The sequence below is a fragment of the Steroidobacter flavus genome (assembly GCF_042651805.1).
In the GTDB taxonomy this organism is placed as follows: Bacteria; Pseudomonadota; Gammaproteobacteria; order Steroidobacterales; family Steroidobacteraceae; genus Steroidobacter; species Steroidobacter flavus.
The window spans coordinates 1,018,345-1,041,103 of record NZ_JBHSDU010000015.1; the positions used below are offsets into that span (position 1 = coordinate 1,018,345).

General features: G+C 62.8%; 9 protein-coding genes. All 9 read right to left on the reverse strand.

Annotated elements, in window-relative coordinates:
• Nucleotides 1-591, reverse strand: a complete 591-nt coding sequence (locus tag ACFPN2_RS32215; RefSeq protein WP_380604411.1) for an RNA polymerase sigma factor — start codon at nucleotides 589-591, stop codon at nucleotides 1-3.
• A gap of 99 nt (nucleotides 592-690) precedes the next feature.
• A complete protein-coding gene (locus ACFPN2_RS32220; RefSeq protein ID WP_380604413.1) occupies nucleotides 691-2,745 on the reverse strand; it encodes a metallophosphoesterase family protein in 2,055 nt (684 codons plus the stop codon).
• A gap of 168 nt (nucleotides 2,746-2,913) precedes the next feature.
• Nucleotides 2,914-6,225, reverse strand: coding sequence for a TonB-dependent receptor plug domain-containing protein (locus ACFPN2_RS32225; RefSeq protein ID WP_380604415.1), 3,312 nt, complete (start codon nucleotides 6,223-6,225; stop codon nucleotides 2,914-2,916).
• A 103-nt stretch (nucleotides 6,226-6,328) separates the two neighbouring features.
• Nucleotides 6,329-7,249, reverse strand: coding sequence for a FecR family protein (locus ACFPN2_RS32230; protein ID WP_380604417.1), 921 nt, complete (start codon nucleotides 7,247-7,249; stop codon nucleotides 6,329-6,331).
• On the reverse strand, nucleotides 7,246-7,740 hold the full coding sequence (locus ACFPN2_RS32235) for an RNA polymerase sigma factor (RefSeq protein ID WP_380604419.1): 495 nt from the start codon (nucleotides 7,738-7,740) through the stop codon (nucleotides 7,246-7,248). Before ACFPN2_RS32235 ends, ACFPN2_RS32230 begins: the two co-directional genes overlap by 4 nt.
• Before the next feature lie 25 nt (nucleotides 7,741-7,765).
• On the reverse strand, nucleotides 7,766-8,182 hold the full coding sequence (locus tag ACFPN2_RS32240; RefSeq protein ID WP_380604421.1) for an NUDIX domain-containing protein: 417 nt from the start codon (nucleotides 8,180-8,182) through the stop codon (nucleotides 7,766-7,768).
• Between the two features lie 39 nt (nucleotides 8,183-8,221).
• Nucleotides 8,222-8,983, reverse strand: coding sequence for a response regulator (locus ACFPN2_RS32245; RefSeq protein ID WP_380604423.1), 762 nt, complete (start codon nucleotides 8,981-8,983; stop codon nucleotides 8,222-8,224).
• A gap of 82 nt (nucleotides 8,984-9,065) precedes the next feature.
• The gene (locus ACFPN2_RS32250) at nucleotides 9,066-10,523 is read right to left on the reverse strand and encodes a substrate-binding domain-containing protein (RefSeq protein ID WP_380604425.1); all 1,458 of its coding nucleotides are present in this window, start codon (nucleotides 10,521-10,523) and stop codon (nucleotides 9,066-9,068) included.
• 251 nt (nucleotides 10,524-10,774) lie between these two features.
• The gene (locus tag ACFPN2_RS32255; RefSeq protein WP_380604427.1) at nucleotides 10,775-22,747 is read right to left on the reverse strand and encodes a filamentous haemagglutinin family protein; all 11,973 of its coding nucleotides are present in this window, start codon (nucleotides 22,745-22,747) and stop codon (nucleotides 10,775-10,777) included.
• Between the last annotated feature and the right edge of the window lie 12 nt (nucleotides 22,748-22,759).

Genomic DNA, 22,759 nt, shown 5'->3' on the forward strand with positions numbered 1-22,759 from the left:
TCAGCGCCCGTCCGCCATCAGCAGCAGATTACGCGCCGCTTCGACCGAGTCGATGCGCTGGTCCTGCTCGGCCCACTGCGATTGCACTTCGGCGAGACGCAGAAAGACACGTCGCACGTGCTTTTTCACCGTGGTGCGCGAAACCTGCAACTGCTCGGCGATCTCGTTCTGAGTGAGCCCTTCGTAATAGCTCAAGCGAAACATGTGACGGCTGGTCTCGGGCAGATCGGCGATGGCAGCTTCGAGCCGTTCGATCAAGTCGCGCGCAACGATGTGACGTTCCGGCGTCACCTGATCGTCTTCGGTCCACAGAATGTCGTGCACCTCGCGCAGCAAGTCGTCACGCCGACGATGCACGCGACGGTGGTCCAACGCGAGGTTCGCCGCGACCTGAAACAGAAATGCCCGCGGACTGTGCACGGCATCGCGGGCTTCGAACAGGCGGGTGCAGGCTTCTTGGGCAACGTCTTCCGCCGTCGCGAAACAGCGCAATCGTCGCGCCAGAAAACCAATGAGATCGGACCGATGCGAACGGATTGCAGCCGCAATCCGCCCCAACCCCTTGCTCTCGCCCTCCCCGCCGTCCGTCATCGCATCGCTCCCGGCCCGTTGCCTTCAGGAACGAGCGAGGAGCGTGCGAGCCGCAAGCGGTCGGGCCGGCACCAAGCACCGGCCCGACCGAGTGCCTCATTACCGACGAACGAGCGCGACTTCCACGTCACCGTCGAACACAGCCCACCAACGATTGCCGTAACTATTGTCGTAGCCGACCAGGGGTTGGGATTCGCAACCGGCGGGCCGCGCCGGCGGAGTCTGCAGCATGCCCTCGCCAAAGGGCACGTCCAGCAGGCACTCCTCATCCACCAGCGGCTTCCACTTGCCACCGATCTTGCGCGCAAGAGTGTGCTTACTGGCATTCACAGTGTTGGTGGCCGTGAACTGCAGCACGTACGAATCGGCGACCGCGTCGGAGATGTCCCACTTCTTCGTGGCGCTCGCCGGCAACTGCACCGGCGTCTTCGCGGTGCCGTCCGGCTGGCTGCCCGGCAAGCCCGCGTCCACTTCGATATCCTTGGGCGCGCCGTAAGCACTGCTGAAGGTTCCTGTCTGCTGCTGCGTACCGCTGACGAGGAGAATGTTGGACACTGTTTCGGCCGTGCCATCGAGCCAGCTCAGCGTCACGTGTTCCTTCATATCCGTCGTGGTGGCCGGCACGTCGACCTCGAACTGATCGGCGTTCGGAACCAGACGATTGCGGCCATTGAGGTTCGGCGTCCAGGACTCGTGATACTGGAACAGGAACTGATAAGCGAGACGCATCAGATCGCCCTGGCTCTCCGCGCGGCTGAAGCCGGGCGTCCAACTCAAGGAGCGATTGGTGCTCTCCATCCGGTTGAAGGTGTTGTTGACGCCGGCAATGAGCCGCGCCTGCGAACCGTCCTTCGCCGTGCAGGTGTTGGTCCAGTACTGAGGATCGAGCACCATCACCGGACGCGTGCCGGCCGGGATGGAATTCGGATACACGATGCGCTCGCAACGGTCGGTGGTGCGCGAGAACTTGTCGAACAGGTGCCATTGCGGATTTTCCAGCTCCTTCGCGCCCTGCTCGTTGTTCTCGATGGTGTGCTCGGCGAAGTACGCCTCCATGTCGAGGCGCGGGCCGTCGAAGCTGAGCACCGTGGCATTCGCATCGAACGCGCGCGAGCCGTTCGACAGCGTCGCCATCTTTTGCTGAATTACGCTCTGGATCAGCTCGCCTTCGCCGAAGCGCGATTCGTAACCCTTGTACGAAGCGTTGCCCGAGACGATCTGCGTGAACTGCGGCAAACGATAGTTGCGATCGCTGGCGCGCCACGAGGTCGCATCGATGCCGAGCGGTGCCTTGATGACCGAGCGCTGATACATGTGCTCATGGCCCTGCACCCACACCACGTCGTGCTTGGAGAAAAAGGCACGGATGTCATCCCATTGATCGAGCAGGCGATCGTCACCTTTAGTGCCTTCGATGATCATCTCGCGCACTTCGCCGTACTTCGGGCCGACCAGGCCGTCGTGGCTGGCGATCACGATGTGTTCGACGTTATCGCGATGCTCCGCGACCACTTGCTTGATCCACTGGAACGCCAACGGCAGGTGGTAGTACTTGAGAACGACGATGAGCACGCCATCGCGCACCACGTAGTAGTCGAGGTATTGCGCTCCGTTCATGTGGACCGCATCTTTCGGGATGTAGTCCTTCATGCTCTCGACCCACTCCACCATGTAAGCGAAGCTGTCTTCGTGATTGCCCATGAGCGGCAGGAATTCCATGCCGCGATCGCGATATTTGCTGGCGATGGTGGTCCACTGCTCCAGCTCACGCGTCGAGCCGTTGTCCGTCAGATCGCCGACCGGAATCACGATGTTCACGCCCTGCTCTTGGAACTTGGCCAACACCGCTTCCATCGGATGAATCGACACGTTCTCGCCGCCCCCTTGCGTGTCCGGCAGAATGCCGATCTTCAATGCATGTCGTTTTGGTGGCTCGACTTCGCTTCCAGGCGTGCCGCTGTCACCGTCGGGTGTCTCCGGCTCACTGCCCGGCGAACCGGGATCTTCGTCTTTGCCGCCGCTCGGCTCCGGCAGCGGATTGGCTGCCTGCGGATTCGACGCGGGGTTCTGCACGTTGTTGTCGCCACCACCGCAGCCGCCAAGCAATGCCGCTACTACGCTGGCGGCAAGGATCTTCATCTTCATCGTCGTCATCTCGTCTCTCGCCCGTGTTTACTATGCTTCGGGGGCGGCGAGTATCGAGAGACCGGATGACGTGGCAGTTACAACAATGTCATCATTTGTAGGATGTAAAGACATCCGTCACTTCGGCTGCGATACCAAATCAACGCATGAACAAGAACCAAAAGCCGCAAGCGCCGGTCAGCGGGCGCCGGCGTCGAAGTTCCAGCGGAACGCCACGCTGATCGATCGATCCTTCAAGTCGGCTTCGAATCGATTCAGACCATACTCGATGGGATCTGCGCCGCCGTCCGAGTCGCTGGCCATCGACCAGCTCGCGTCCGGCACATAGAAGTAGCGATAGCTCAAGTCGGCGCTCAAGCGGTCGGCCAGGCGCACCGACACACCGGCGATGGCTTGCACCGCAGGCCGCACCACGTGTGTGTCCGTTCCTGCGGTGATTTCATTGCCGGCGGCATCGTGAACCGGTAAGCGTCCGCCCATCTCCACTTGCGCGACGGCGAGGCCGACGCCCGCACCGACGAACGGCATGAAGCGTCGATCGTTCCAGGGTTGATACAACCCGTTCGCCATGAAGCTGAAGGTATCGAACCGGCCGCCTTGCGGCTCGCAAGCGGGAAACGCGGGCGCGGTCCAGGCGTTCGAGCAAAGCGTAGCCTGCTTCGTGCCGGCCGTATAAGTGCCGTCGATATCGATAGCGCGATAGCCACCCTCCGCCTCGACGCGCCAGTGATCCCGCACGTGACGGCCGACGCGCCAAAATGTGGCGAAGTTCGCACCCAAGTCCCAATCCCACGTCGCAGGTTTCGGCGAGCGGGCCTCGATCGTCGCACCGTCCCGATAACCGAAGTCCAGCGCCGTGTACCAGCGGCTCGGATCGCCGAACGGAAAATGCTCGTTCATCGACGCGCGGCCGCCACGACCCAACGAAGGATCCAGCCACTTGAACTGCAAAGAAACATTGCGTGGATTGCCGTACGCAGCATTGCGTGGGCCCGAAATGATCAAGTACGGCTCGTCCGTGAGGTTCTCCGCCAGCAGCGAGAACTCCAGCGACGGCGAATACGCATAACGCACGCCCAGGTCGAACAGATGAAAGCCCTTGGTCACGTAGTCGAACGGCAGCCAACCGTGTTGTACGCCGCCGTTGTCGAAGATCGCTCGATAGCCGGAGAGATATACATCGCTACGATACGAATACCCGGCGGACAACCGCCATGCCGGCCATGCGGGCGGCGCCCAGCTGACGAACAGCTTGCCGGTCTGCTCTGGCGACTGGGAGAACACAGGCAGGTTGGTCGACTTGTTGGTGCTCTCGCCAAAGGTGTAGCTCAAAGAAACATTCAGCTGCTCGAACAGCTGTCCGGCCAGCTCGAACTCGTAGCCGTTGGATTCCACGCTGGAGCCGCTCTCGAAGTAACATGACCCCATTCGCGTCGGACCGCAGATGTTTACGCCCGCCATCCACTCGGCGACGTTGGCATTATCCGCGGTGTAGTAGCTGGCGCTGGCCATCCATTGCGGCGTGGTATAGCGAACCATCAACTCCTTGTTCTGGTACGTGGCCGGCCCCAGGCGCTCGCCATTGGTGGCGTAGTAGAAAGATTGATCGATGGTTCCTTCAGCATAGCTGGGCGCGATGCTCCAGCCGCGCCATGGCTTGAACACCAGAGCATACGTCGGAGTCGCATCCGGTCTGGAGTGATACTTCTCGGCACGGGTCGGGCGCACGTAATCCCGGCCGTCGCCGAAATAATTCACCCAGCGCGATCCATGGTTGAATCGATACGAATCCGAGTTCATGTAGCCCAGCGCCAGGCGCAGGTCGATCTTGTCGCGCCAGCTGATCAGATCCTCGATCGAGCCCTGCACCCGGCGTTCGGAGGTATGGTCCAAGGCGCGACCCGTTTTCACCACCTCGAAATCGTCGACGAACAGCGAATCCAGCGATGGGATCACCGTCTCGCTGTAGCTGTTCACCCAACCTGAGGTGATGGTCGTTGCATCGGAGTCGTAGTACCCGGCCTGCAGAAACAGATTGTGAGTCAGGCCCCAGGTCTGGAATTTACCCGCGACGCGGATGTCGCCGCTCAGCAGCTCGACCTTGCCGTCGGAGGCCATGGGATCGGTGTAGGTCGTCTCATATTGGGTGATCTCGCCATTGCTCAGCCAGGTGTTGTTGGCGATGGGATCGATGGCTGTCACCGACTTGTCCAGCAGCTTGCGGCTGACCCCCACGTTGACCGTCCAGTTCTCCGAGAAATCGGTCTTGATGCGCGAGAACACTTCGGACTCCTCGAAGTCCGAGAAGCCCCACTTCGGTCCGAAGTTGGTGCTGCGAGGAACGTCGAGCAATGGACCGTCGGCATATCGGTACACGCCGTTGTAAGGAGCGTCCGTTCGCGACGTGGTGTAGCTGATGCCGAACTCGGCACGCGAGGTGGACGACAATGGAATGTCGAAGATGCCGTAAGCCATGCCATTCTCGCGCTGGAACTTGTCGTAGAAGGCTTTGCTGGTCTGCAGGTCGACTACACCGCGAAACGCGATGTTCGAATCGGCGATGTTCGCCAGGGTGACGTCATAGGTGCCCTGCCAGCGATTCCAGCTGCCGGCGGTCAACGAAAACTTTTCCGACGATTGCGCCGTCGGACGCTTGCGAATCAAGTTGAGCGTGCCGCCGAGGGAATTGTTGCCCACATAGGCCGCGTTCACGCCACGCACCAGCTCTACGCGCTCGTACGCGGCCAGGTTGAATGAATTGCCGGTCTCCGGTCCGGAGCCTTGGAAAAAATCATTGATGTTCAGTGGCGTGCCGCCGTCGATCTGGAAGCTCTCGATCTGCTGACCGCGCGCGAAGATGCCGCCCGCAACCGAAACACCCGGCAAGCGATTCAGCGCTTCGCCCAGATCGTTCACGCCCTGATCTTCCATCTGCTCGCGCGTCAGCACGGAAATGGCCCGCGCGTTGTCTTCGATGGGAATCGGCCGGCCCGAGCCGACCGTGGAAACATTCGGCCGGTAGCCTGTAGTTTCATCTTCCTGATGACCACGCACACCGCCTAGGGTCGCCGTGCCTTCGCCAATGCGTGGCGGCTCCGACTGTTGCGCACCTTCAACGCGCACCGGCCCGAGCGTTCTCAGGCTGTTCGCCGCTTGAATCACGGCCGTGCGCGCATCTGTGAAGCGAGCGACGAGCCCCGTGTCGCCGAGCATCTCGATCAACGCCTGACGAGGCTCGAATGTACCGACGAGCGCACGCGACAGCTTGTTGTCGGCGAGGCGCGCCTCATAGACCAGTTGAAATCCAGTGGTGTCGCCGAACTTACTCAGCGCCCGTGCCAGCGGTTGAGCGGGAATATCGAACGACAGTTGCGAACGCGATGTTTGCTCGGTGCGGCTCTGTTGCGCTTGAACGGTGCATGTGGCGAGCGTAAGCGCCACCGCGGTGGCGAGAGCCGCCGATCGCGACGAATATCGATACCTGGACATGAAACTCCCCGTCTGCTCGTGTCGCTGCCGGATGCACGCTGCATCCTCTGCAGGTATTACGAGCGGACGGAGCGCGAACCTAACCCGCGCCCGCGGATTTCTCTCAACGCGACAACACGGTGAGCCAAGGCGTCCAGTAGGAAACCTGCAGGCCCTGGCTCAACGCCAGCGCCTGCAATGCCTGATCGGTGCGACGGATGTCGAACTGTCCGCTGACATGCACCTCGGCACGATCTCGCAAGATGATGACACCGCGATGATAACGATCGAGCTCGTCGATGAGCTCGGCCAGCGGCCGGTCGTTGACGATGAGCCGGCCGTGCCGCCAGCTGTCCATGCTCTCAGCGTCACCGGTTTGTGCCGACAACTGCCCCTTATTCGACCAGTGCCCCTGCATTCCGGCCGCGAGCGTGACTTCCGTCGCGCCTTTGGCGATGCGCACGTGCCCTTCTTCGACCGCGACCGTGACTTGGGATTCTTCGAGCGCCACCGAATATGCGGTGCCAACCGCGGTCGCCGATCCATCGCACGCTTCGACGCGAAACGGCTTGCTGCTATCGGGCGCGACAGCGAAGAAGGCACGACCGTGCAACAACGCCACGTCGCGCCGTTGACCGGTGAAAGAGATATCGATGGCGGCGCCCGCGTCGAGCCACACCGTCGAGCCGTCGGGCAAGGCGACCTCGCTCACCTGATTGAGCGGCGAACGATAGTCAGCGCGGCCAATGGTCCACAGGTGTCCGACGATGGGCACGAGCAGAATGCTGGCGATCGCAGCGGCCGCCGCCAACGGCGCCATGAATCTGCGCGACCGTGGCTTGGTCTGGAATTTGTGCTCGACGGCGCGTGCGTCGTGCCAGATCGCCTTCGCCCGCTTGAAGGCGCTTCGATGTTTCGGATCTTCCGCAAGCCAGGCGCGGACACCGGCCGCGTCTGCCGCGGTGGCATGGCCCGACGCAAGCTTCAACACCCACTCCCGGGCCACCGCGTCGATCGACTCGTTGGTTTGCTCCAGCCCGCTCATTCGAGCGTCGTCCGCAAGGCGGCCAGTCGCGCGAAGGCTTTGCGCAGATGTTTCTCCACCGCCGTCACCGAGATGCCCAATCGCTCGGCAATCTCGCGCTGGCTGTAACCTTCGAAACGATTCATGCGGAACACTTCCCGGCTCCGCTCCGGCAGCTGATCCACCACCTGTTCCAACTGCGCCAGCTCTTGCGCCGCCATCAACAAATGCTCGGGCGACGCCTCGTCCCGCTCGTCGCTCAACAGCTCGCCGATCTCGGCGTCCAGCTCCATCCGCCGCTGCTGCACGCGATAATGATCGGTCGCCAGATTGGCCGCGATCTGAAACAGCAAGGCGCGCGGATTCTGGTCGGTCGCCAGTCGATTGACCCGCTGCAAACGCAGCCAGATCTCCTGGGCGATATCCTTCGCCGTGGCTTCACAACGCAGACGGCGCGCGAGAAATCGCACCAGCCCGGGCCGGTGGTGACACCAGGCCTCGACGAGCGTCATGTGATCTTCGCTGTGAGCCATGCCTTCAGGTCGCTTTCAGAATGCCGGTCGACGCACCCTCGGTGGCATCGAGCGCCACGAGGTTCAGCACGTCGTCGCCTCTCAGATTCAGCTCGCGCAATTGTTCGACCGGCCACCAGGCAGCGGCCTGCGTGTGCTTGTCGGCCACCGACTTTGGCGTGGCATCCCCCACCAGTTCACCGCGAAACACGAAACGCGTCCACGGTCGGGTGCCACGCCACCGCTGTTCGATCGCGAGCAGATTGGTGGGCTCGATGTGGAGACCCGCCTCTTCGCGGCATTCACGTCGCGCCGCTGCGAGCAATTGCTCGCCAGGCTCAACGCGACCCGCTGGCAGATACCACGGCTCGCCGGGAAGATTCTCCTGCACCAACAACACTTGCCCGCCGACTACGACGACGGTCGCTACTACGAGAGTCATGCTCCGACTAACGAGTGAGGCAGGCTCGGGCCGCAATCGTTATCGGGACCGCTCCCGGTGTGAGCCGGAGAACCGATAGCCCGAGCGGTGCACGGTCTGCAGCAGCGAATCGCAGCCGTGCCATTGCAAGGCCTGGCGGATTCGACGCACGTAGACATCGATGGTACGACTGAGAATGGCCGGATTCGGTCCACGCAGGCTCGCGAGCAGATCGTCGCGACTGTGGACGCGATCCGGGTTGCGCAGAAAGATTTTCAGTAGTTGGAATTCAGAGGGACCGAGCCGGATGTATCTATCGCCGCCCACGGTCACCCGACGCGTGAGCGGGTCGAGACGCAGTCCGCCACACTCGACCGGCGCGGTGTCATCGGTCTCATCGCGACCGCTCTGCAAGCGCAGCTGTCGCGCACGCCGACGCAGTACCGCTCGCAGACGCGCGACACATTCGGATTGTGAAAACGGCTTGCCGATGAAATCGTCCGCGCCACGCTCGAGACCCGCGACGCGATCGTCGATGGTCGCGCCGGCGCTCATCATGATGACGGGAATATCACAAGTGCGACGATCTTCCTTGAGCCGGATCAGATACTCCAGCCCATTCGTTCCCTGCAACACGCTGTCCAGCAGAATCGCCTCCGGGGGGCGGCCTTCCAACGCCAGCGATGCGGTGGAAATATCCCAAGCTTCCAAACATTCGAAGCCGGCATCGCGGAGGATGCCGGTGAGCAAGGCTCGGCTCGAAGCATCGTGGTCGACGATGAGGATGGTGTGATGGGGATACTGTGTTGACTGGATGTCCATATCGGTTTTGTTATATCGAGAAGGACCCACTGCCATTGCGGCAGTGGGTCCGAGCCCGGGATGCGACTCTCGAGAGCAACGATCAGTTCTGGATCTGGCTGATGGCGTTGGGAACGGCGGTAGCAAGCGTGCCGCCGCTGACCACCGGGCTGCTGAGGTCGATGTAGCTGAAGCCCACCGGCAACGAAGGAGCCGGGACGGCCGGCGCCGTACCGAGGCCGTGGATGAAGTTCAGCAGGCCCCGCAGCGCCGAAGCCGCATTCGCGTTGGCACCCTGATCGGCCTGGTTGTTACCGCGAGCGTAAGTGGCCAGGTAGGTGACCGCAAAGATCGGATAGCCGCCGCTCACATTCGCGGTTGGCGAGGCCACCACGACCGCGCCAGGATAGCTGGTGACCTGACCGGCAGGAACAGCAGTCGTCGTCGGAATGCCGTTCGAAGTGGTCACCGTGGTATTCACCAGCGTATTGATCAGATAGGAGAGGCCAGCGCCGGTGAAATTCGTCTGCGGATCCTGACCGGCGACCAACGCGTACTTGGTGGACGTTGCGAACACATCGCCCGCATCGGCGTAGCCGATGGCGCCATTCTGCCCACGCACGGCAGTGACCACGCCCGAGTTGCCGGAGGCGGCGATATCGACCCGGAGCTTGGTGGTGGGATTATAGGTCTGATTGGTGAAGACCGCGGCCGTGCCGGCCGGGGCATCCGGGAGCACGCCACCGAAAGCGGCGTTGCAACGGTTCGCCAGGAAGTTGGAGAACGCATAGGTCGTACCGCTGTTATCGCTGCGGGACACGACGCGGATCGCCAGGTTCGGTCCGGTCGGGCTCAAGCTCGTCACCGCATTCCAGTTGGTGATGGTGCCTTTGAAGATCCGGCACACATCGGCGACGCTGATGTTGACCGGCGAGGAGTAACCATCGATGCGCACCGGCAGCGTGACCGCGGCCACCAACGTCGGGACCTGCACCAGACCGCCCTTCTGAGCGTTCAGGCCGGCGTTGAAATTGGTGATGTAATCGGTCGAGGACAGCGGCGCATCGGTGCCGATGTAATTCGGCCGGTCGTTGACCGAGCTGAAGCCGCCCAACGCACCCAGCGTGCCCGGAGGATTGAAGTCACCGCAGTTCAGATCGGCGCTGCCATTGCCAACGCCGGGAGAACCCACCGTCAGTAGCGACTTGCCGGTGCCGCTGCCCGTCTGGCAATACGAAAGACGCACGCGGTCCGTGGCGTACGGAGCAACCGTGTTCGCCATGTAAGAATCGAAGATCATGGGAGACAGGAACGCCAGCGGGTCGCCCGGGAACGGCACGAGAGCGGAGCCGATGCCCGCACCGGCCTTCGAAGGACCGGCCAGATTGCGCAGTTCCGTCGACAGGCGCGCGTCCGGCGCGAACGTCGAGCCCACATACGGCACCGCCGGCAGCGTCGCGCCGCCACCGTACAAAGGAATATCCGCGGCGAACACCACCGCCGTCGGCAGCGCCGCCGACAGCACAACAGCGCTGATTGCTTTCTTGATCAACATAGACATGTCAACTCTCCTTAGACAACTGAATGTGAGATTCCGTGTCGCTCCGGCGCCGGTAGTGCTCCGGGGCGCGAGCGAGACTGAACAGCGCACATGGCAGTTTTCCTACAGTGAACGCGACGGTCCTCAGCCGTCTCTCGTGATTCACTCAACTCCTTATGTAAGAAAGTTATTTTCGGTTTCGGCAAAAACACCCAATGTTAAGGAAGTGCTAGCGCGGTCTTAAGCGCTTATTAATATACGAACGAAAATACTCATTTCTTCTTCTCCTCAGGCTTGCCCAACCCGACCACCTCGACGGTGATCATCGAAGCTGCACGCTCGCGCGGCCGCTGATTCGCAAGCTCATCGGCGGATTTTTGAGCAGCCGCCGCCGCGCTGCTCGCACTACTGAGCGCACCGACGTTGACGGTCGATACCGGCACACCGACGGTTTCACCTTGCACCTGGATGTTGTCGGCATTGGCCACCGAGAAAGCAGCAATGACCAGATTGCCCGACGCGCGAATGCCTGCATCGCCGGCGTCGACCGTGCCACGTGGCGCGACCAGCACCGCATCCCCGGCGGGCGCGTCCGGCGTGGTCTGCAGCGTCGCGATGCCAGCGCCGGTGACCTGGCCGCCAGCATCGACACGACAGTAGCGATCCTGGTCGCAGTCGAAGATGACCGGCGGTTTTTCAGAGCTCGTCTTTGCGCCCTTGCCCGCGTTGATGTCGCCGTTCGAGCTCCACATCAGAATGTCGCCACCCTGCTCGGTGAATACGCGGCTTTGCGCCAACAGCACGCTCAGGTCGCTGAAGATACCGATCGAGCCGCGCTCCATCGTCAAAATGCCCTGCTCGCTCGGGCCGACCTGCACGTTGCCGAGGTCGTCGAGGATCACCGGCGGCGCGGACGAACTGCCGACCAGCACCTGGCCGCCCGGTCCGAGAATAGAAATATTTCCTCCGCGCCGCGTTTGTATCGTCGAGCCGCGCATATCGAGATTGCCAGTCATGACCGGCTCCTCGGCGCCGTTGGTGCCGCCCTCGAGACTGTTCGCGGTATAGCCCAGCCCGGCCGGGAACAGCGTGTTGATCGCCTCGTAGCCGCGTGCGTATTGCTCAAAATGAGCGCTGAGCGGATCGTGATAATCCGCGCCCACTCGATTGAGCAGATCGAGGAACACCTCTTGCACCAATAGCTGGCGACGATACTCGGGCAGCTGCTGGAACGTTTGCCACGCTGTTGTCACGGTCAACTCTGCGCCGCCCTCTTCCGGATGATCGGCAAAGTACGCTCGCATGTACGCCAGCAACTTGTCGCCGTAGTCCGGGATATCGGGCTGGTGCTGCGAGGGATCGAGGTAGCGAGCCGCGAATGCGTCAGTAGCCATGCCCGGCCCGACACCGAAGCGCACGCTGATATCGGCGCCGTCGTACGGCAATCCAGCGTTGCTGAGGTTGCCGGTGCTGCGGATGCCGGTGTTCTGAGCCGGTGCTGACGTGAGCGGGCCGAGGTTGCGGCCGGCGACCACATCCAGCACGCCAGGGCCGGCGATCTCGAGGTGCAATCCTGGAACGCTGGCGTAGCCGAGACCGTCATCCGTGTCTCGGACGTTGGGAGGCGTGTAGTAGATATCGCGGCCGGCAACGACGCGCGTGACGTCCGTGTCGCGATGATTCTGAGCACGCAGGTCGAGGTCGACGACATCCCGGCCGGCCTGGATCAGCGCGGCCTTCGGCAGTCGCACCGTCAGCGAATTCACGGTGGCACCCAATCTGCCGGTGAAGCCGCCGACGATATCTCCGTCGAGTGCATAGAGACGGACCGGATCGGTGGCCTCGCGATGCAGATTGGCCATCTCGTAGCGGGTTGGAAGCATCGCCGTCAGTGGATTGGAGAAACTGTTGCTGATGCCGAGCTGCCGGACCGGCGACGGCAGTAACGTCGCTGCATCGATGTCCGCCATCGTCAATCTGCTGTTGTTCGCGGACTCGATCGCCCGACGCGAAAACAAGCTCAGGTTCTCCGCGGCGATCAAGCTCAGCGCTCCCGTGGCCGACGGGAACATCAGGCCGCCCGCTTCGACCGACAGGCTGCCGTTGAGCGCCACGGCGTCGATGCTCGCCGGCAGCACGTCTTCGATCTGCGGCTGAGCATTGGTCACTCCCGCACTGTCCTGGCTCCTGCCATAAGAAAACAATGCGGCCGGCAAGATCATGGTGCTGAGCGCGACGTCACCTGAAGTCGACGTGATCGATATCGACGAATCGGTGCTGTACGCCTGCGAGTCGGCCGCGCTGAAGAGGCCCTCCACACGGCGCACGTACGAGGGATTGTAGATACCGCCAATGTCCACCCCTTGCGCAGCACCGACCTGCCAGCTTGCGTCCTGGAGCGCAAGGATGGGCGCGACCGGCGTCGAAATCGGCAATCTGTTGATGGAATAAAGCGTGTCCAGCGTGAACCCGGAACCGATGCGACTGCCCGCCGTCAACGCGCCCTCGCCCTTCGAAACAAAGTACGTGCCGGCGAGGACATCGCGGCCCGCGGTGACGCTTAGATCTCCGCCGCCATACACGGTCAACTCCTGCACGCCATCGACATCCGGCGTCAGCGTCCATGTCGTCGGCAGCGACACCGACAGCTCACGAATGTCACGGCCCGCAGCGACCGCAATGTTTCCACCGATGCTCATCACTCCCTGGCCAAACGCGCCGAAATTGATCGAGGAAGCGTCGCTGGTGTTACCCGTTTGCATCCAGGGCCACCAGTACTGGCCGATGTAACTTCCCGCGATGCCAGTGATCCTGCCATCGACGTCGTAGAGCTGCTGGTTGCCGACGATATCGCGCCCTGCCGTGAGGCTGATATTGCCGGCGCTCTCCGGATTGACGCGGCCCGTGATCAGGAACGCCGCACGATAACCAGCAAGAGCGCTGGTGGCGGTGCGAAGACTGACCGCGTTGGTTACAGCAGTAGCGTCCGCCGGTCGACCGGCGCTGTAGATCGCTGCCGGGGCCATCGAATCATCGAGGCGGATGTCTCGAGCCGCGGCGAGCTCAACGCTACCGGTGCCCGTACGTAACAACGTCGGCAACAGCACGTCGCGCCCACTGACAGCGTCGGTGTAGATCGTGTGACCGTCGACGACGATATCGCCGGCATCGCTCGCTGCCCGCACCGCCAGTGGATCGCTGCTGTCCCAGTCGGCACCCGCAACGATGTGGTAGCTGCTGCCGCCTCCGATCAGTGTCGCGGTGTGCAGCGGAAGTCGATCGTAGTTTGACGCCACGGGTGCGGGCGTGTTCGCGGATCTAGAAACATTGAGCGGCATCAGGCCCGGCGGCGGCGGCGATGGCGACTGCAGATGCGGAATGGCGACGCTGTTGGCGCCGTTCCAATTCCTCAATACCGCCCTCGCATAGGTGACATACGCCTGTAGATAAGCCGGATAGTCCTGCAGAGTCAGTGGCGCGGTGGGCGCTGGATTGGCCGGGTTGGGGCCCGTCGAAAAGCCTCTCTGGTTGGCCGCCTGCGCCGCCGCCACCAGACGAGCGTTGCCACGAACGCCATATTGTCCCTGAGCCGCCGAAAACAGCGCCGTGTAGGCCCGATACATTTCGTAGTACGTGCTCTGCTCTTCCGGCGAGCCAGTCGTCAACGTGTCCGGTTGAAACACCTGGAAGTTGGCGCCATTGACGCGCGCCGCCGCCAGGCCGTTGCTGGTGAACACCGCCAGTGCGTCGTCACGAGTCCAGATCGTCAAGGCAGCGCTCAGCGTATCGTTCCAATACTGGTGGAACCCGTCGCTGATGCTCGCCTGCATCGACACATCGTTCTCAGCGCGCAGCGTGAGGAACGGCGCCACGCCGTTATAACGATAGATGAAATTGTTGGTCGCATCCGTAGCGCCCAGATTCCAGTTCGTCAGCACCGAAATCTTGCCGTCGTTGATCGCCGGGCTCGGGTTCTGCAGCTCGACGCCGGGTTGAGCGACGAAATTCGCGACGTGCGCGAAGCGGTCCTCGAATGTAAATCCCGGTTGCTGCACGAAGTCAGCCAGCGTGTCTTGGTAGAACCCGACATGATCGGCATTCGGCGTGGTCGGGCTGAAGTAGTCCCGGGTCAAATCGCCGGTGCCGCCAAGGACCACGCCCGTTCGGGTGGTGAACGTGCCCGGCAGCAGATTGCCCTGACTGTCGTACCAACCCGCGGGATCGACGATGCCGTCGAAGTGCTGGTTGCCGGTTGTTGAGTCCGTCGTGCTCCACACCGCATAGGCTTCCAGCGCAACTTCACGCGCACCGCGGATCTGTGCGCCGTCGACGATAGAAACATTGACGTCGCCATCGTTCAGCAACGGCGCACGCAGATGCACCTTGCCACCTGAGAGACCGCCGGCGCTGCCGCCGGAAACATCGATGATGGCGTCGCTGTCGATGGAGATACGACCGGAGCCGGCTGCTGTGACGTTCTGATAGCCGTAGCTCGCGTTGTATGTGCCGTCCGTCACGCCGCTGGTGTAGAGCTTGACCGTGCCGCCGAGCTCATCGGCGCTGGAACCATTCGCCAGCAATGTGCCGTGCACCTCGACCCCGCTCTTACCGAACAACTCGATCTCACCGCCCTTCCTGCCCGACGCATCGATCGTGCCGCCGATGATGACGTGGCCTTCGGTCGCAGCGATCCCGCCTGCGCCGCCATCGGCGGCAAGCCGAACGCTCTGCGCGGTCAATGTACGGTCGGCGGACAGCTCGAGATTGCCACTGCGCGTCTGCACGGCGATCGCGCCGTTGATGCCACCTGCTAACAAACGATCGGCGAGCGCATCGAGTACCACGGCGCTGCCAGTATCGAGGCTGAAGCTGCCGCCGATCTGACCGGCGGCAGCGCGGCCCTGCAAATTGCCATCGAGCAGCGCGCTTCCCTCAGCCGCGCTGACACTGAGGCTGCCGGCGTTGCCGCCATTCTCGTGGCCGGCGAAATCGAGCGTCGTTCCCTGAGCCACGCGCACATCGCCGTGATCGGCGCTGAGCAGAATCGCGCCACCGCCGGCGTAACGAGTCACGTCGAAGAATTGCTTCGCAATACCGGAGACGTCGATGACGGTGCCGGCGTCGAGTGCAACGTCGCCTTGCGTAGCGCGCAGACTGATACGACCGGCCGGTGCGGCGAAATGCGCGTTGCCGTCAATGCTGCCGCCGACCAGCGATAACGCACCGCCGATCGGCAAGTCATCGGGCACGCTGCCTGCGCCGGCCACCAGATGCACGTTGCCGGTCGTCTTCAGCGTCGTATTGGCCGCCTCGCCGCCGACCAACACGGGCGCCGTCAACGTCAGCGTCGCATCGGCAAAGTCAGCCGTGCCAGTGCCCTCGCCGGTGATCATTTGCGTAGCGCTGGCATTGACGTTTGCGAAACCTGCGAATCGCGCCTCGCCTGCGCCGAACTGCAGCGTCGTCGCACTCAAACCCAATGAGCTGCCCGCGCCGCTCGCCGTTCCCGATGTGCTGCCGTTGAGCTCGTTACTCAGCGTCAGCGTTCGCGCACCGAGGTGCACGTCGTTGCCATCGCTGACGAACCGGCCGGCACTGAGATTCAACGCTGCATCATCCAACGAGATATCGACGGCGCCGACGAAGTTCAGGTCGCCACGACTCCGCAATGTGATGCTCTCGGAATTGCTCAGCTGCGCGAGCGTCTGAGCACCGATGACGAGTCCACCGAGCCCTGCGCCGTCCGCTGCATTGGCAACGATGCTGACCAGCGAACTATTGGCGTCGATCGCGCGGGCCGCCAGTACCGCAGTGGCATCCAGGCGCGTGTCGCCGGTTGCATCCAGAGACAGCACGGCACCGCCATCGAGCGTCGCTCCGGCACCAATCTGTAACAGACCGCCGGTGCCAGTCACGTTGCGACGGTCGACGAGCACCGGTGCGCCATTGGAAACGCGCAACAGCGTGCCATCGCCGCTCACACCAGCGATGTTGTTGGCCGCATCCGCCTCGCGGCCGATCCTGATCGGCACGCTCGCGCTCGCGGGGATCTCGCCTTGGGCACGAATGGCGCTACCGCTTTCGAGATACAAACCATCCTCGACAGCACCGCCGCCGCCGTTCGTGACTAACAGGATTTCCGGGCCTCGCAATGCGCTGCCAGCGTCGTTGGAGACCACGAGGCTGCTGGTCTGCGCATCGATAGTCACGCCTTGTTTGGTCTGGCTGCGTGTACCGCCGATCAGCAGACTGGCGGCACCGAGCGAGTTGAGATCGGACGCGGCAATCTGCAGATAACCGTCTCGCGCCGACGCGTCGCCGCCGATGATCTGAATACGCTCGGAAGCGATATCGACCTGCGCACCGGCGCCACCCTCGCCCGCCGTCGTGTTCAGCCTCGCGCCGAGGCTCAGCGATTGAGTAGCCGCGAGCGCCAAGCGACCCGCGTCGCGCATCAACCGCGGCAGCGCCGTGCCTTGGCTCGCCGCCTGGTCACTGAAAAAGTCATCCATGTCCGTGATGGCGTACTCGGAGTACTGCCCCCACACCTCGCGCGACTGCACTAGGAAAGAAGTGTTGCGCGCATCGCGAGCACCGGTGAGCCCATCGGTGAAGTAGCCGGACATGCGCAACGTGCCGTCAGGCAACTTCGCATTGAGACTGGCCGGAGTATCGATCGCGCCAGTGTCCTGCACGACGCGGTAAGCACCGGGCAGCGTCGCGTACTGCGCGGGCATCAGCGTGTAGACGCCCGCCGGAATCCCCTCCATTCCCGAGAGATAAACCGACTGGCCGATGTGCACGTCGCCGGTGTCGAACGCCGGATCATAGGGCGCAATGCCGCTCGACTGCCCAGGCACGATCGCGTAGACCGCACGGCCGTCCGCATACAGCGGCACTTCCCGTTTGGTATTTCCCGAATAAACCGTATTGGTACGCGAGAGCACGTCGCGCGAGCCGCCGGTGCCGGCGATCCATTCCTGTGCATAGAGCTCGCCGCCGCCTTCGAGATCGACCGTGGCGCCGGGATCGAGAGCGACCTTCGTGCCGCTAATCGCGATCTGCTTTTCCGGCGGTGCCGTGAGGTCTGGATACTGAGTGACCCGCGGATTCGACTGGTCTTGATAGTTTGTCTGGTCGACGGTCGTGCCGTACGGAACTCGTCGCCCGTCCAGCGACACAGAGGTGAGACTACTGTCCGCAAGACGTACCGATTCGGTCGCGGTGAGCGGAAGGTTGCCGAAAGATGCGCGCGTATCGGTGTCGTTGGGATCGTCCACACCGAGCACGATCGAGCCGGCCGGCGCGCGGATCGTTCCTCGTTGCTCGATATGCGTGGCATCGAGCAGCAGACTTCCTCCTGCCGACAAAGGCACACTGCTGGCAGCGCCGTTGCCGGCAATCGTAATCGTGGTCGCCTCACGCAAGCCGGTCGCGACATCGACCGCCCCGGCTGCAACGACCGCGAATGCATTGTTGGTCGCGGGATAGAGCTGTGCGGCGGTGAACGTGAGATTGCCTGCGGTCAACAGCTGGCCGGGCGTCGGCTGGGTGCTCGAATTGAAATATGCGAAGTCGGCGCGCGTGTGGAAACGAATGTCGCCGCTACTGACGAACGCAGCGTTCCGGAAATTCTCCAGCGCGAACTGACCGCCGAGGTCGATCGTTCCGGCCTCGACCGACAGGCTTGCGTCGCTCGGAGCCGCGAGATTCGCGTTCACCGTGGGAATCGACTCAAAGTGATTGCCCGAGATCGAAACATAGGGAGCCAGCACACGCACCGTGCCGCCCTCGCCCGCTTCGTCGAGGCGCAGCGCCGTCTCCGACAAAGCAACGTAGCTGGACGCGTTGAGCAGAATAGCGCGATCGAGCGCCAACGAAACATCGCCGGCGAAACCGATCGGCAGCGGCGCATGGTTGCCGCTGTGATGCGGGTCGGTGCCCGCGATCAAAGTTTCGATCCCGGAATCGATCAGGCGATCCACCGCGAAATGGAGCACGCCCGACGGCTGTGCAAGCTCGGCCTCGACGATGTCACCGGGAGTCAGTCCGTCCGGCAGCTGACTGCCGCTCTCGTGGAACAGGATGCCCGCGGCTCCGACGAGGCCAGTCGAGTTACCACCGGTCGGACGCAGGATCAACGTGCCGCCCGCGGCCGCGGGCGCACCGCCCTCGGCGTGGATGTTTCCATCGAAGAACAGGCCGCTACTCGCGGCCAGCGTCAGCGTACCCGCATCGCTCCACACCTCTTGCGACGTCAACGCGATGCCCACCGGACCGCTTTCGATCAAATCGTAACGATCGGCAGTACCGGACAGCTCGATGCGTGCGCCGGACTCGACGACGACGTAACCCGTATCGTTGCTGAGCGTCACCGTGCCACCGTCGAGCAATCGGACGTTGCGCGGCGTGCGCATCCCATCGGTCGTGGCCAATGGGGTCGACAGCGGATCGATCAACGATACGCCCGACACGTCCAGCGACGCGTTGGCGCCCAGCCAGAGCGATTTGCTCGGAGTCGAATAGCCTTCCGGAAGAATCTGATCTGCCACGGGCGGTGCCGACTCGCCGAGGTCTTGAGTGGAGTCCGCAGACAGCACAATTTCGCCACCGGGTGCGACGATGCTGCCAAGAACTGTGAGCTGATTACGCGACCCAAGTCGAACCGAAGCGCCCGGATCCAGCAGCAGACTGGCCCCCTCCGCCATCAACAGGGTTCCTGTGATATCCGACCGGTTCGGCGCCAGACCGCGGCCGATGAAGTCGGCCGCACGCAGCGAGAAATGCGTTGCCGGGCGATAGTAAGCGTCCAGCACGCCAAGCTCGCCGTAGAGTCCGCCGTACAGGTCAGCGCCTGTCGGCGCCTGGACCAGCGCATGAACATCAGGAATCAGATTGCGCTGTGAGATATGTATCTGCGCGTCCGCGGCGATGGTTGCATCGAGCTCGGCCGCGAGGTCGTATGCACCGAAACCCTGACCTGCGAAAAAGTCCGCGCCGAGATACAAAGTGCGCGGATCCGTATTCACCGGGTCGCCACCAATCTGAATATCCAGAGCGCGCAAGCTCAGCGTGCCGCCGCCGCCGAGGCTGTAACCCAGCAATCGCGCACCTGCGAAGTCGAGACGACCGACCGACTCATTGACGGGCAAGCTGCTCGCGGCGAACGCAAAGGGGCTTTCCGGCGGTCGAACATAGCTGAGCAACGCGATGTCGCCGCCTTTGCCCAGGGGCACGGCGTCGTGAACCGCCAGCTCACCGTTCGGCAGGACATAGCCTCCGCCAGAAACATCGAGCGTCGCGCCCGCTTGCAAGGAGATCGAGCCGCTCCAGTCCCTGCTGGCACCGCTCTCGTCGTTGATACTTCTCTGCCGAGCGGTGAGCGTGATCTTGCCGCCATCGATCCACGCAGGACCGCTGCGCTGGTCGATGTCGACAAACCCGTCGTTCACCCATTCGCCGCTGGCATCGAGCGACGCCGTGCCACCGACGACGACATCGCCGCGCGCTTCGAGTCCGGTATCGGCATCGATGGGTACGGCAACAGCTTCCAGACCGGATTGCCATACGCCTGTCGCCGTGGCCGATATCTCACCGGAGCGGGCAGTCAGGTTGCCGTAGATTTCGACGCGTGCGCCCTTCAGCACGATGCTGCCGCCGTTCTGAACGGTGAGATCGGCGCCCTCCTGCACGAGCACTTCGCGCAACGAGCTGCCGAGCGCGACATTCGAGAAGCCCGCGTCGTTGAGCGATTCAGCCGAGAGCGTCGTCCAATACAGCGGATTGCCGGGATCCGTCGGCGCAAGATCGCTGCCGGGCAGGCTGCTCGCACTGTCGTCCATGCCGTATTCGTCGGCAACGGGAGCCGTGTCGCGCGCGAGCACGACGTGAGTTCCGGCAGGCAGCGAACCAATGGTGCTGAAAGCGCGTGCGGCCAAAGCCGAGTTCATGCCGAAGTTGAAATTGCCGCCTTCGGCCGGATGCGCCTCGGCAATCTGATATCGGCCCGACACCGCCTGCGCGCTAATCTCGCCATCGAGCAGCGTCGCGCCGCTCATCACCAGATTGAGCGTGCCGCCGCTGCCGCCGACGATGTACGCGGTCTCATAGCGGCCGAGCTTGCCGCCCAGCAAAGGATCCTCGTAAGTCCGGCTGGCATTCCAACGCGAATAGTTCCGCACGTATTGGCCAGCGATGCCCGTGTACAGCAAAGCCGGATCGGCCTGTGAGATGTCGTAGACGCGTCCGTCCACACCGAGCAGTCGTGTGGTCTCCACTCTGCCACCGAGATAGTGCACGTAACCGCCGTCGAGATTGAGCAACGAGTCGCTTCGTGTCAGCAGCTCGCGACCGACGATGTCGATCGTGCCACCGCTGGTGAGCAACTGATCGATCTTGCGTGGCTGGTTTTCGATGTACCCGCCGATGTTGAGCAGCGGCGAGCCGAACCACGCGAGACCGTCGCCACGCGTCCCTGACACACGGCCGTCAACCGACACTTCTTCGGTGTAGAGAATGCCGTCGCGTTGCAAAGGAGAATCAGCGAGCTCGTTACGACCGACGCGCGGAATCGTCACTTGATTCGCCGACATCGCCAGTTGCACATCGGCGAGGCCGGCGACATCGATCACCGCACGGTGGCCCATTTCGATGCGCTCGACTGCCACCTCCTGATTGTTCGCAGGGTTCCGGCGTCCCCAGCCGAGCAGGTCGACGGTGGCGCCCGGCGCCAGTACCAACGCGTCGTCATGAAGCGTGACTTGCGCGCCGCCCAGGATCATTGCAGGCGCGGTGAACGTCAGATCAGCGGCGCTACCCGACGTCGTGGTCTCTCCGTCGCGCTCCGGCAGGATGGTCGTGAGCGAGTTCGAGCCGAAGTCCAGGATGCCGCCGAGCGCGGGAGCCTGAGGACCGATGAGCCCGCCGCGCGAGTCTTGAGCTCCGATATAGATACTGCCCGGCCGGCTCACGCTGGTCGTAGCCTGCACGATACCGGACTGCTTTACTTCGAACCCGACCACACTGACATTGCCACGCGAGGCGCCGATGAGGCCGCTGTTCTCGACAGTGCCCAGGCCTCGTGGATGTACGCTGTCATTGAGAGTCACGTTGCCGGCGAGCGCCGGCATCCAGACATTGTTGCCGAGGATCGCCAGAGCACTGTCCAACTCGAAGCGCTGCAATTTAATGCCTACACCCGCAGCCACGATCGCTTGCCCATCCTGCGCGAGAATCGTGCCGGCATTGGAAACATTGGGTGCCGCGATCAGCGAATAGCCATTCCGCCCCGTGACGATCTGCGCACCGGCCAGGATTTCGATGTCGCCCGGGGCCTGCCAGTTGTCAATCTCTTCCTGGCTCGTGAAGTTGATATCGCCGCCCAGAATGAAGCTGGCCCGCCCGGCGACCGCCTCGATGCCCGAATCGAGGAACGTCGCGTTGCTCGTCGCCACGTCCTCGGAAAACAACGCCAGCGACGACGCGAGAAACGAATGCGTATTCACCTGGCTCGCGCCACCAAACACGATCCCGTTGCGATTGATCAAATACACCGAGCCTTCCGCTTTGATCTTGCCGAGGATCTGACTCGGCGCGGCCTGCGTATCGAGCACGCGATTGAGTGCGATCCACGCATTGCTGCCATCACTCTGCGTGCCGCGGGTTTGATCGAAATGCAGCGTCGTATCGCGACCGACGTTGAAGCTGTCCCAAGTGAGAATGGCCTTGGTCGCGTCCTGCTCGACTGTGACGATCGTCTGACTGCCTTCTGTGGTCTGCGTCGGCAGCGCGGCGTTTTGCCACAAGCTCGGATCAGTTCCAACACCGGAGGCCACTTGCAAGCCGCCGGCCTGCAAGCCATTCGGCACAGTGCTCGCCCCGCTCAACGCGAGCTGTCGCGCGGCGTTTTGAGCGGACTGCGCGCTGGCGATGATCTCTGCCGCACGACTCAGGTTTTGAACTGAACGTTGCGCACGAACCAATGCTTGATCCGGCGTAACAACGCGGCCGGACAGATTGTTACTTGCCGCATCCGTCGCCGGCGCCTGCACGTTCTGCACCGGCACGGCTTTGCTCTGAGCCGCGAACCAGGCCGGCGAGCCGAACTGAGCCGCCCATACACCGCCACTCGACAACGCGAGACTGATGCCGCTGATCAGCGCGATACGCCGGGAGGTCGATGGTGACATCCGAGCGGACTTCGCGGACTTGCGAGATTTGCGCTGACGGTATGGGAAGCTCGACATGATCGATCCTTA

Bases quoted from the DNA above. Each gene is read 5' to 3' on its own strand.
- ACFPN2_RS32255 (WP_380604427.1), bottom strand. From the start codon at position 22,747: ATGTCGAGCTTCCCATACCGTCAGCGCAAATCTCGCAAGTCCGCGAAG.
- ACFPN2_RS32250 (WP_380604425.1), bottom strand. From the start codon at position 10,523: ATGTCTATGTTGATCAAGAAAGCAATCAGCGCTGTTGTGCTGTCGGCG.
- ACFPN2_RS32235 (WP_380604419.1), bottom strand. From the start codon at position 7,740: ATGACGCTCGTCGAGGCCTGGTGTCACCACCGGCCCGGGCTGGTGCGA.
- ACFPN2_RS32245 (WP_380604423.1), bottom strand. From the start codon at position 8,983: ATGGACATCCAGTCAACACAGTATCCCCATCACACCATCCTCATCGTC.
- ACFPN2_RS32240 (WP_380604421.1), bottom strand. From the start codon at position 8,182: ATGACTCTCGTAGTAGCGACCGTCGTCGTAGTCGGCGGGCAAGTGTTG.
- ACFPN2_RS32225 (WP_380604415.1), bottom strand. From the start codon at position 6,225: ATGTCCAGGTATCGATATTCGTCGCGATCGGCGGCTCTCGCCACCGCG.
- ACFPN2_RS32215 (WP_380604411.1), bottom strand. From the start codon at position 591: ATGACGGACGGCGGGGAGGGCGAGAGCAAGGGGTTGGGGCGGATTGCG.
- ACFPN2_RS32220 (WP_380604413.1), bottom strand. From the start codon at position 2,745: ATGACGACGATGAAGATGAAGATCCTTGCCGCCAGCGTAGTAGCGGCA.
- ACFPN2_RS32230 (WP_380604417.1), bottom strand. From the start codon at position 7,249: ATGAGCGGGCTGGAGCAAACCAACGAGTCGATCGACGCGGTGGCCCGG.